Source organism: Alkalitalea saponilacus (genome assembly GCF_900168165.1).
GTDB lineage: Bacteria > Bacteroidota > Bacteroidia > Bacteroidales > Marinilabiliaceae > Natronoflexus > Natronoflexus saponilacus.
This window is the reverse complement of sequence record NZ_FUYV01000016.1, coordinates 66,120-77,865: the sequence shown is the minus strand read 5'-3', so window position 1 is coordinate 77,865 and position 11,746 is coordinate 66,120. Positions and strand designations below refer to the sequence as shown.

9 protein-coding genes and 1 tRNA gene are annotated in these 11,746 nt (G+C 39.3%); 4 read left to right on the top strand and 6 right to left on the bottom strand.

Translation table 11 applies throughout. From position 1 onward, the window contains the following. The 6 genes from B5X70_RS13000 to B5X70_RS12975 form a co-directional block, all read right to left on the bottom strand. Nucleotides 1-1,410 (bottom strand): 4Fe-4S binding protein, encoded by a 1,410-nt coding sequence (locus B5X70_RS13000; RefSeq protein WP_079558340.1) that lies wholly within the window; start codon nucleotides 1,408-1,410, stop codon nucleotides 1-3. Between the two features lie 134 nt (nucleotides 1,411-1,544). After that, complete coding sequence (locus tag B5X70_RS12995) at nucleotides 1,545-2,810, bottom strand: APC family permease (protein ID WP_198314228.1); 1,266 nt, start codon at nucleotides 2,808-2,810, stop codon at nucleotides 1,545-1,547. A 13-nt stretch (nucleotides 2,811-2,823) separates the two neighbouring features. Beyond that, entirely contained in the window at nucleotides 2,824-3,060 is a 237-nt protein-coding gene (locus B5X70_RS12990; protein ID WP_157666466.1) for a putative signal transducing protein, read from the bottom strand. 312 nt (nucleotides 3,061-3,372) lie between these two features. Continuing rightward, nucleotides 3,373-4,434 (bottom strand): bile acid:sodium symporter family protein, encoded by a 1,062-nt coding sequence (locus tag B5X70_RS12985; protein WP_079558337.1) that lies wholly within the window; start codon nucleotides 4,432-4,434, stop codon nucleotides 3,373-3,375. A gap of 12 nt (nucleotides 4,435-4,446) precedes the next feature. After that, on the bottom strand, nucleotides 4,447-6,366 hold the full coding sequence (locus B5X70_RS12980; protein ID WP_079558336.1) for an AMP-dependent synthetase/ligase: 1,920 nt from the start codon (nucleotides 6,364-6,366) through the stop codon (nucleotides 4,447-4,449). Nucleotides 6,367-6,926: 560 nt separating this feature from the next. After that, nucleotides 6,927-7,002: transfer RNA gene (locus B5X70_RS12975), tRNA-Lys, on the bottom strand. A gap of 218 nt (nucleotides 7,003-7,220) precedes the next feature. On the opposite strand from B5X70_RS12975, the gene amrB reads away from it, so the two are divergent. The 4 genes from amrB to B5X70_RS12955 all read left to right on the top strand — a co-directional run bounded on the left by amrB (nucleotide 7,221) and on the right by B5X70_RS12955 (nucleotide 11,661). Further along, complete coding sequence (gene amrB / locus B5X70_RS12970) at nucleotides 7,221-8,633, top strand: AmmeMemoRadiSam system protein B (protein ID WP_079558335.1); 1,413 nt, start codon at nucleotides 7,221-7,223, stop codon at nucleotides 8,631-8,633. A gap of 23 nt (nucleotides 8,634-8,656) precedes the next feature. Further along, a complete protein-coding gene (amrS, locus tag B5X70_RS12965; RefSeq protein WP_079558334.1) occupies nucleotides 8,657-9,691 on the top strand; it encodes an AmmeMemoRadiSam system radical SAM enzyme in 1,035 nt (344 codons plus the stop codon). 193 nt (nucleotides 9,692-9,884) lie between these two features. After that, the gene (locus tag B5X70_RS12960) at nucleotides 9,885-10,721 is read left to right on the top strand and encodes a hypothetical protein (protein ID WP_079558333.1); all 837 of its coding nucleotides are present in this window, start codon (nucleotides 9,885-9,887) and stop codon (nucleotides 10,719-10,721) included. Between the two features lie 55 nt (nucleotides 10,722-10,776). Continuing rightward, nucleotides 10,777-11,661: a hypothetical protein gene (locus B5X70_RS12955; protein ID WP_079558332.1), complete on the top strand. Its 885-nt coding sequence runs from the start codon at nucleotides 10,777-10,779 to the stop codon at nucleotides 11,659-11,661. Nucleotides 11,662-11,746: the final 85 nt, after the last annotated feature.

Below are 11,746 nucleotides of genomic sequence, written 5' to 3'. Positions count from 1 at the left end.
TCAGAACCATCTCCAGATCATTATCATAACCCAGAAAATGCCACCATAAAGAACAGGTATCAGATAAAAGGATACCGCCATTTTTTGAATGCTGTTTTTGCGATTCAGAAGGTAAACGATGCGACCACTTAAATATATTCCTGCTGAAATAAAGATGGTAATAATAACAGATATGGCCAGTTCGGCCAAAGGAGAAACTTTCCACAATACAATGGAGCCATCAAGAATCTGATTTGCTGTTTCCACACCACTCCAGTCTTTGCTCAAATGCTGGAAATAAGGCAATCTGCTGACTGCTTTAACAATCGACTTGCTTAAATGAGCAGCTGCCATGATGGGTAGAAAAGCAATTCCGTAATTTAATAAGTACGATTTTAATCCCATTCTACCTCCACCAATGCGTAAACCCAACCATGGAATGAACCAAATCAGGACAGGTAACATGGCAAAAATAATAACTCCATGCCAAAACACACCCCAGGCATGCGATTCAACGGAAAAAGGAGAAATCAAAAAAGAGGAAATGCTATTTAAAATCCCACTGGTAACACTCCACTCCACATAAACCTGTGATATTACAAAACCTGAAACAAGCAACAAGAAAGTCATCTCAGCCATATTCAGCGGCTTAAGTCGAAAGAGGCCATTGGCAAATCCCACATACTTTAAACCGGGGTTTGGGCGTTGGGGGTTTACTTCAGACTGAAACCGGTCACAGGCTTTTAAACATCCGGCACATAATATACAATGATCATTATTAACAATTTTTGCAGGATACAGATCAACTCCACAACTTTTTGAATTAAGATGATATGTATATTTTTTATGGATACATGATTTATCGGTACAACTATTGCAAACTGATGGCTCCTTTACCCGCCATCCCCAAAAAGCCAATCTGGAATATAGCCCCAATAGATATCCAACCGGACAAACATATCTGCAGAAGGTGTTTTTTTCGTAAATGATACCAATAATAACAGATACAAGGATGATGGATAATAAATATACCGACATGTAAAATGGATTCCTGTGAATGGCCAATACCTGCATCCCCACCAATAAAATAATGGTATAAAAAAGTGTGATTGCCCAACCCGACTTGAGCCATAAAGGCCGCTTCTTTTTAAACCCTATTTTTGCTGCGAATGTAGTGATTATTTCTACCGGGCATACCATGCACCAAATACGGCCGAAAACTATGGCCAATAAAATAATGGCAGGCCACCAATAAGACCACACCATCAGATTTCCGAAATTGGTATTTCTCAAATGCCGCAAAACAGAAGAGTCGGTGGAGTGTGCCTGAAAACCGGACACCAAAAACAGAATCAAGGCAATTAATGAAAGATATTTAAAAATAAGAGGCCATGATGACCTTACCAAAATCCGATTAATGTACTCTACCATACGCAAATTCAAAATTCACTGTATATTATTTAATAGCTCGTTATTTTTTTACTCCCCACATTATCATACACATGCGAGCCTACAGCTCTACTATTCAATTAACTGGCAATAAGAAGCTTGCTTGTGTCTAACATCTAAAACTCTAACGATCTCTTGTTATTACTTCGTTTGATAATCCATCTGATACCAAAACCTATCAGCAGTAGAACCATGCCTGATGTTATAACCTCCCATGGCAAAGCTATTGACATCATAAGGCATCCAATTAATCCAAGAACAGGAATCGCTTTTCCGTATAATTGCTGATTTTTGGGTTGCCTGATGGCCGACAAATTTGTTATACTATAGTATAGCAATATCGTAAAAGTAGCAGAACGAACAATGAACTCAAAAGTGCCAAGCAGTGTTAACAACAAAATAACAAAACCGGTAAAGATGATTCCTACAAAAGGCACTTTATACCGTGAGTGTATCTGCTCAAAAAAACCGGGAAGATCATTTCGGCGCCCCATCGCCAAAAACATCCGGCTGATGCCCAAAATCTGACTTAACAATACTCCCAGCATGGCAGTAGAAGCACCAATAGTAACAACAAGATGAATTCCCGGAGCAGTTAAACTTTCAGCAACAACCTGTAAGGGAGAAGAACTTGCGGCCATCTTTTCTGCTCCAATTACACCAACAGCCACAACCGAAACACCGGCATACAATAAAACGGCCGATAGGATGGTAATGATGACAGCACGTGGAATAGTTTTTTCAGGTTCCCTAACTTCTTCGGCCAGAGTTGCAATTCTTGCATATCCGGTAAATGCGAAAAACAGTAGCGCAGCCGACTCTGCCACTCCCGAAAAACCAAAAGGCGCAAATGGAACAAAGTTCTCTTTTTGTACAGAAGAAATTCCCCCTACGAATAGATATAACAGAGCCAAAAGCGTTACTGAAACAATAATCAGGTTTAATTTCCCCGCTTTTTGAATGCCAAAATAGTTGGCAAAAGTGAGAAGAATTACAGCTCCCACCGAATAAAACACAGGTGAAATCAACGGCAGGAACTGGTAAAAATAACTCCCAAACCCTATGGCAACAACCCCTGCTGCCGACAACTTACTCAATAAAAACATCCACCCGGCTGAAAACCCCATGGCAGGCGACAGCAAACGATAACCATACTCATAAGTTCCCCCGGATTGAGGATACACTGCTGCAAGCTGTGCAGAACTCAAGGCATTAAATGTAGCAACAACTCCAGCTACAAATAGTCCAATCAGAAATGCAGGTCCGGATACCCCTGCTGCCACACCGGTTACAACAAAAATTCCGGCTCCAATAATCGCGCCTAAACCTACACCTACAGCATCTTTTACCGTAAGCGCCCTTACCAATTCCCCCTTTATCACAATTAGAAGCTTTTCACTTAAGTTGATTATCCTCAAATTCTTTAATAATGGATGCCGCCGCATCCATGTCCTTCTCCTTTATGTATAAATCAACTACATCCGGAGGGCCTCCATAAAAACCCGCAGCAACACCGGATTTAAAATTGTCCTTTTTCAATGAGGTTATTCCAATCTCTTCAAGCCGGCCTTTCAGTATCAGTACTGAGACCTCGCTTGCGGTAAATATTTTTACAATGTTATCGTCAGACATAATCATAAGGTTTTTTGGAAGTCATAAAACGATATATTGACCATTTATAATTGTGAAGTTAAGATACAAATTCTGGGTTACTGCTACAACGATTCAGGTTAATTAATAATTAAAATTTAGATCTAATATTTTGGTATCAGCACCCCAAAACTCAGAGCCGGAACCCTTAGTGCTTCATTCAACTGTTTATTTGATATATCAAAAAAGAATAGCTAAAGCCAGAAATCATGATAAAAAAGAACGCAAAGATTACACTTTGCGTTCTTTTTTATCTTATGGCCTGAAATCAACCCATATCAAAATCCAAAGGTTCTATTGGGCTACGCTTCTTTTTTGAGCCGGCGATGTACCCTGACTTGGATCATTAATTAACCGTTTAGTAAGAAAGCCCTGGGGGTAAGATGTAACATAGTTTTTTCCAAACAACCGGTTATGTATGGTAACGTTTTTATAAACATCCCAGTCGAACTGCCCTCTGGATCTAAACACCAAAGTGATAAAGGAAGAGGTTATAACAATAAAAGTTGAATATAGAATGGCAAGCCAAAGCATCTGACTTTGAACAGGTTCATGAAAGCTCAGTAATATAACTGCAAAAGCCACAGGGCCGTTTTGGATTCCTGTTTCTAAAGAGATGGCTCTTTGAAACAATGGATACATGCCAACAGCACGGGAAAACCAATAACCAAAAAAGAAACCAATCAGGCCCAATCCTAATGCCCCAATGTAAACCTCAACTGGGGTTTTCAGGAAAAGGCTGCCATGTCGGGTAAAAGCAGTAAAAACCAGATATAAAATAACAATTATACCAACAAAGCCTGCGGTATCTTCAGCCGTTTTAGCCCAATCCGGCCACTTTCGACGAATTACCATCCCTAAAAGAACCGGAATCAGAACCAAAATCAGTGAACTTACAATATTCCCGGTTGGGATAACAAATGTACCGGTTCCGCTTGCCTGCATTTCCGCATTGATTTGTGCAGTAAATCCTGATGTATAGAAACCCAGCAGAATTGGCATCATGATTAAAGCCAGCAGTGTAGAAGCGATGGTCATGGAAATGCTCAAAGCCACTGAACCTCTGGCAAAATAGGTGAACATATTTGAGGTAGTTCCCCCGGGTAAACATCCAATTAAAATCAGTGATATGGCAAACGCTGGATGAAAATTAAATACTGTAGCTATTGAAAATGCGATCAAAGGCATTAAACCAAATTGCGATAAGAACCCGATAAACACTCCTCTCGGACTTCTGGCTACTGCTTTAAAATCATCGATGGTAAGACTAGCTCCCATCCCAAGCATGATGACAAAAATCATCAATGCCAGCAGTATCTGATCGTGTGCATATAATAATTGTGTGCTAAATTCCATAAATCAAACGCTTTAAATCGATTCTGATGCAAATAACTCCTCTATAACATGGTTATACTTCTCTTGTATAACATGGCGTTTAAGTTTGTGCAGGTTGGTTAATTCCTCTCCAACCTGGAAGCCATCCGGCAATAATCGGAAATCTTTAATCTGCTGATATCTTACAGATCCATTCGACGTCATACGCCTGATCTCCTCCCTGATAATTTTTTGAACCTCTGGATGATTAACAATCAGCTCTTTCCCAGAGTTCACAGGAATGCCAATTTGGTGAAACTCCGATAAAACAGGGACAATTAAAGCACTGATAAATTTCTTATCCTGACCAACCAGCATACAATGATCAATGTACTGGCTCTGTTGCAACCTCATCTCGATTGGCTCCGGCTCCACATTTTCACCATTTGAAAGGACAATGGTAGCCTTGCATCGTCCCAAAATTTTCAGACAATTGTTATGGGTTATCATCCCCAAATCACCAGTCTTCAGCCATCCTTTTTTAATGGTTTGCTTTGTCAGTTCAGGCTCTTTGTAATAACCTTTCATAACCTGTGGCCCTTTTATCCAAATTTCACCTTTTATTCCCCTTCCACCATAAGGAAACTGGTCACTGGGATACATAACATTTCCTGAAACCGGATCAACTATTTTGATCTGCGTTTCCGGCAAAGGAGGACCAACAGTTCCTACAATCAAATTATTCGAAGGCCTTACGGAAATTACCGGAGAGGTTTCTGTCATACCGTATCCCTCAAGAACAGGAATCCCTACATTATTAAAGAATTGATCTATTTCTGCAGGCAAAGCACCACCACCTGAGATGGTTGTTTTAAGTGCCCCACCCGCTCCAAGTCTGATTCGTTCAAGCACTGCCACATTAAAAAATCCGTACCAGGGTAAAACCATTACCCAACGCAGAATGTGGAGAGGCAGCATAAGCCAGTGTTTCCAGCGAGATTGATGCTGCAACTTTAAATATCTGTTGGTAATATAATATTCGGAAGCCTTAAACTGCTTTGATAAATAGTATGCTATATGAAATAGAATTTGCCGAACAGGATGTGAGGATTTCACTCCTTTAATTATCCGTTCATGCAACTTCTCCCATACCCGTGGTGCAGAAGCCATAAATGTAGGCTCCACATTGCGCAAATCCTCTCCAAGGGTCTTAACGCTTGAATAGTAAGTACATCCACCAAAACTGATGGTGTACATTTCAATTACTCGCTCAAAAACATGCCAGATAGGCAAAATGGAAAGAACACGGTCGTTGCAATTATGAATCCCGGGTAACGTCTTTATTTGGGAAATTATATTAGAATGAGTCAACATCACGCCTTTAGGCGTGCCTGTTGTTCCAGAGGTATAAATCAATGTAAACAGGTCTTCAGGTTTGATGTCCGTCATTCGATCTTCCGTCCGCCTGTCTCCTTCAATTCTTAACCCTGATCCCAGATTAAGCACATCAACCAATTTCTTAACGCCATTTTCTGTGTGTCCATTCGGATCCATTAGGATAATCTCCTTTAGCAATGGCAATTGATCGCGCAACTCCAATACCCGCTTCTGAAGTTCAACAGTTTCAACAAATGCAAAGCGAATACCAGCGTGATTGATGATATATACCAGTTCAGAGTCTGTAACATCCGTACCTCTTGGCACATCAGCTGCTCCACAAAATTGAACGGCATAATCGGCCAACATCCATTCATACCGGTTATCTCCAAATAACCCGATATGTTCTCTTGCATTTACCCCCAGTTCAATCAGTCCTGTTGCCAGATCTAACCCTTGTTCATACAATTTTCTGTATGAAACAGGGTGCCATTCCAAAGCCCGTTTTCGGGTGGCAAAAGCTGGCAGGTCACCATAACATCTGGCTGCTTCCCGATAAAATAATGCAAGATTCTCTGCTACAATTCTTTTACTCATACAAGAGACGAATTTTTCCTTTTCGAACGGTTTGTTCTATATATTCATTTTTCGCAAATCACTGAACAATAATCCCTTATTCAACCAAGGCAACAAAAATAATCATTTGCATTCAAAAACAACATTTAACACTGAAGAAAAGTTCAAAATCATGTGTTCGACAAGTATCAAAACGCTGTTTTTACTGTGAAAATCAAAATCCTTCATCACAAAGGGAGGTTTGATGAACAAAATATAATTTTACCTCAATGTATAATCAAGCCCTTTGGCGACAGTTTTCTCTCTCGAATATTTTGATGGTATTGGTCTTTTGTGGAGTGCGCTCTGATAAATAAACAGTGTGTAAGTCGGGTGCTTTTTCAACTCTAGTAATCTTAAAATATTCCATCATGTCCGATGGCAGCAATAAGAACATTAACTCGTTTTCTTTCATGAATACAAAACAACAAACCTTTGAGTTAATTCTCAACTTTTTGGATTGATCCTTAAGCCTCTTTCTCCGCAGCCAAAATTGGAACAAAAAAAGAGAGACTATCTAACGATAATCTCTCTTTTCTATTTGGTGACTCAGCTGAGGCTCGAACTCAGGACCCCATCCTTAAAAGGGATGTGCTCTACCAACTGAGCTACTGAGTCATCCTTGTGCGCTATGTATTTTTCTCAAACGCGTTGCAAAAATAGGGTGTTAATTTTAATCTCGCAACAAAACCACCTAAAAAAAATGCTATTTTTCGTTACTAAAACCTCAACACAATCATAAAACTCATAAATATAAGCCTTTGTAGCTCAAAAAAACTTTGCTTTCAATTCAGAATTTCTTAAATTTAGAAATATTGCGTACCTAAATAAGAACAATGGAAGTTAAACGAGAACCTGCTGTTGCGGGGTTGTTCTATGAAGATAACCCCGCTCTATTGCTTGAGCAAATCAAATCTTTATTTACAGGTACAGAAGTGCCAGTTGGAAAAGATCATGTCAAAGCACTGATTTTACCTCATGCAGGTTACATATTCTCAGGAGAAGTGGCTGCAACCGGGATTAATCGGATAGACCCCAATTCTAGATATGAAAATATTTTCCTGATTGGAACCAGTCACAGAATAAGTTTTAATGGAGCCTCTTTATATCAAGGAGATTATTTTATCACCCCACTTGGAGCAATCCCTGTGAATCATGAGTTGGTTCGAACTATTTCCTCAGAATCACTTTGTTTTAACTATAATTCTGATGCCCATATAAAAGAACACTCGCTTGAAGTTCAGTTGCCTTTGCTTCAATACCATCTTCAATATAATTTTAATATTGTCCCAATCCTGATTGGGACAAGGAGCCTCGAAACTTGCGGGGAAATTGCTGCGGTTTTAGAGCCATATTTTAATCAAAATAATCTATTCATTATTAGTACTGATTTCTCCCATTACCCCAATTATAACGATGCTGTTGAATTAGATACAGAAACAGCTAAAGCCATCATAGAAAACAATCCTGAACTGCTTTTAAAGACTTTGGAAAAACATGATAAAGAGAATACACCTGGCTTATCAACTTCTCTATGTGGATGGTCTTCTGTTTTAACTTTAATGTATATGACAGAAAACAACACCAACCTTAAGTATACCCATGTACAATACAAAAACTCCGGGGATTCACCGATAGGGGACAAGGCTGGGGTAGTTGGTTATCATTCCATTGTTATAACCGAAAGCCAAAATGAGTTCGAATTATTGAAAAACGAACAGGAGTGGTTGATTCGGTGTGCTCTTAATACCATTAAGGATGCCATTAATTCACGATCAACTAACTTACCTGAAGATGAAATACCCGATGGGGTGAAAATATATGCAGGTGCTTTTGTGTCGGTATATTTAAATAACGAACTCAATGGTTGCATAGGTCATATAGGTAGCGATGAACCGCTTTGGAAGAATGTTATAAGATGCGCAAGGGCTGCAGCAACAGAGGATAATCGCTTCTCAGCGATTGTGCCAGAAGATTTTGATAAAATCTCAGTAGAGATTTCTGTGCTAACGCCACCCAAAATGATTGATAACATTGAATTGATAATTCCTGGCAAACATGGTATCCTGATAAAGAAAGGCTCACAGCAGGGGACTTTTTTGCCACAGGTAGCAAAAAAAATGAATTGGAATACATTGGAGATGCTTGAGCATTGTTCTCACGATAAGGCGAAAATCGGGAAAGATGGATGGGAAAAATCTGAAATCTATATTTACGAAGCGATTGTTTTTAAAAGCAATCAAGCATGAAGTAAATCATTCTAAACTATTGAATGAATGAGAAATACATTGGTCTAATGACTCAATTTCATACGGCGTTATATTGGAAACCGGGTTCAGAAGGCGTTAATTGTTACTTATGCCCTCATTATTGTCAATTAAAAGAGGGTGAAACCGGTTTGTGTCGCACCCGCCTAAATTATAAAAACAGACTGGTTACTTTAGCATGGAATAATCCATGCGCTATAAACATTGACCCCATTGAGAAAAAACCGTTGTTTCATTTCCTTCCGGGACATCGAACTCTCTCCATTGCAACCAATGGCTGCAATTTGCGGTGTCTTAATTGCCAGAATCATCACATCAGTCAATGCGCACCCGATACAAATACAGTCAAAACTGTTACATCTTCAGATGTTGTGGATTTCGCGCTAAGACATTCATTGAAATCAATTTCATACACCTACACAGAGCCCGTGGTATATTACGAATATATGCGGGATGTGGCCGAAAAAGCAGCTGATAATGGCCTGAGAAACGTGATGGTATCTTCAGTATATATCAATCCAAAACCACTTAAGGATCTTTTACCTCTTATTGATGCCATTAATGTTGACTTGAAAGCATTTGATGAAGATGTTTATCAAAAATTATCAGGGGTTTCCCTTAAATCCGTATTAAAGAGTCTTGAGATCATTCTGAAATCCAATACATGGCTTGAAATAACCTGTCTGGTTATTCCGGGCTTTTCAGATAATCCGGAGCATATTGAAAAAATGTGCAGATGGCTAAAATCAAATGGCTTCGACAAAACACCCATTCATTTCTCGAAGTTTTTTCCTGCTCATGAACTAAGTCATCTTCCGCCCACTCCTAATCGCTCAATGCTTAATATAACAAATATTTCGGACACCTGTGGATTAGAATATGTTTATATAGGAAACTTGCCAGGAAATAAGTTCGAAAACACATATTGCCACAATTGCGGCAATATGGTTATGGAGAGAAGTGGGAATACTTTATTAAGCAACTCCTTGATTTCAGGCTTGTGCCAAAACTGCAATCACTACATACCAGTAATTCAATGACATAAAACATACACAACCTACTTACTGATCATTCTTTAGAAAATAAATGATTACTGATGTTTGTCATAAATTTATCATCATTGATCAAAAGAAAGCTGCTTTTCGTCTATTCTTTTTATGATGTTCGATTTCAAATTTTACTTTTGTCGAGTTAAAATTTTACATAACGTATTAATCTTAATCAATTAAAAAGATGAAAAACACCAGATTCCTATTAGTGCTGATGTTGGCACTTAGTTTTGTATTTAGCAGTTGCGATGATGATATCAGAACCTCTGCTCTAACCATTGATATGCATGAAGAAGCTACCATAACCGCTTATTTCTACGCAGAATTAAACAAGAAGCATTTAGGTCTTGAATTTGCACCCGATGGCACTGAGGTGCTTGTTTCAATAAGCTACGGTGATTTAAACCCAGGTGCAGGTTCAGGTAACTGGACAAAGACAGCAGCCATTCAGAATGGGAAAATTGAAGTAACTGTTCCTGCATCCACCACAGGTGTAACTGTGACTTTGCTTCCAGCCGAATTTGAGTATGAGCAGGCTCAGGAGCAGGGTGCTGCCAATGATAGGATCCCGAAGATTTTTAAAGTGACTTCAGGAAACACCATTAGCAATGTGCGTTCTGGTCAAAACAGATACCATCAGGTAATATATAATACTCAGGAGACTTTTAGAAATTTCAACGAAACCGTAGTTGCCAGAATCAGAGTTCAGGCAATTTTTAATGATGAGACCTCTGAACTTGTAGATGCTCCAAACACAACTTCAGTTACTGCATTCACTACTGGTGCTGATGGAAAAGGATGGGCTTCGACTGCCACGGTTGGAAGTCAGGGCGTTTTGGAAATTACTGTTCCAAAAGGAGAGCAGGTAAGCTTTGAATTCATCGCAGATAAACGAGTTACAGATGCGGAAAGCACTACTGGTTACAGCACAAAGAGGTACAAATTTTCTGCTTCAAGAACATTCAACACTTTTAACCCTGTTGCGGCACCTGTTACTTTTAGTTCTCAGCTTTGGGAGTAAGTAGTTTCAATGTTAAAATAATAATGTATTTAAAGAACATCGAAAAACAGATCTGATGAGAATAATAATTTCTATAGCACTCCTTGGTTTTATCATTGCCCCTTCATTTGCGCAAATAAACAATGATGGTATTGCATATGGCGATAATCAGGAGAATACAACACGAACCAGGCATGCGAGCGAATATTTCCCTAAAGCAGGGGATATTGCGATTGGATTTGATGCCACTCCGTTCCTCAACTACGTTGGGAACATGTTTAACGGAGCTACCAGCAACTCTCTAAACCTAGGCGATAATACATTGCATTTTAGGTATTTTTTGACTGATTTTTCGGCTGCTCGAGTGGCTTTAAGAATAAACAGCCACAGGGACATGAATGCGTTTTATCTGGATGATCAGGCAGATCAGGCTCTTGATCCATTGAGCCGCAGCCAGGTTGAAGATCGCAGGTTAACCTTCAGCAATAATTATGAACTAAAGCTTGGTTACCTGATGTTTAGAGGAGAAAATCGGCTAAGGGGCTTTTTTGGTGGCGACCTGTTTTTAGGTTACGAAAAAATGCGTAGAGAGTTTGAGTATGGAAATCAGATGACAGTCGCAAATACCACTCCATTATCAGTTACAAACTGGAACAATGGTAATACTGCAAGCCAGGCATCCAGGATTATTGAGTCTACACCCGGATCAGTTTTCAATATTGGATTGGGTGCAGTTATCGGAGCAGAGTACTACTTACTTCCAAGAGTTTGTATTGGTGTTGAAACTGGTCTTGTTTATGGACAGACTTTTTATGGACAGGGACACCATCAAAGAGAGGTTATGGTGGGAAACAATCTTATTAAGGAAGATTTTGAGGATTCTCCCAAAAGTAGGAATCGTGACGCATTTACCACCTTCCCGTACACTTTTGGGAATATGTTCCTAATGATACACTTTTAGTGATTACAGTTGAAATAGTTTATAATTTTTAGTTTGGGGGACTGCCTTTAAAGGCAGTCCCTTTTTTATGCAATATCTAAAGTAT

What these genes read in the sequence shown, in the direction of transcription:
- B5X70_RS13000 (WP_079558340.1), bottom strand. Translation starts at nt 1,410, where the DNA reads ATGGTAGAGTACATTAATCGGATTTTGGTAAGGTCATCATGGCCTCTT.
- B5X70_RS12990 (WP_157666466.1), bottom strand. Translation starts at nt 3,060, where the DNA reads ATGTCTGACGATAACATTGTAAAAATATTTACCGCAAGCGAGGTCTCA.
- B5X70_RS12985 (WP_079558337.1), bottom strand. Translation starts at nt 4,434, where the DNA reads ATGGAATTTAGCACACAATTATTATATGCACACGATCAGATACTGCTG.
- B5X70_RS12980 (WP_079558336.1), bottom strand. Translation starts at nt 6,366, where the DNA reads ATGAGTAAAAGAATTGTAGCAGAGAATCTTGCATTATTTTATCGGGAA.
- amrB (WP_079558335.1), top strand. Translation starts at nt 7,221, where the DNA reads ATGGAAGTTAAACGAGAACCTGCTGTTGCGGGGTTGTTCTATGAAGAT.
- amrS (WP_079558334.1), top strand. Translation starts at nt 8,657, where the DNA reads ATGAATGAGAAATACATTGGTCTAATGACTCAATTTCATACGGCGTTA.
- B5X70_RS12960 (WP_079558333.1), top strand. Translation starts at nt 9,885, where the DNA reads ATGAAAAACACCAGATTCCTATTAGTGCTGATGTTGGCACTTAGTTTT.
- B5X70_RS12955 (WP_079558332.1), top strand. Translation starts at nt 10,777, where the DNA reads ATGAGAATAATAATTTCTATAGCACTCCTTGGTTTTATCATTGCCCCT.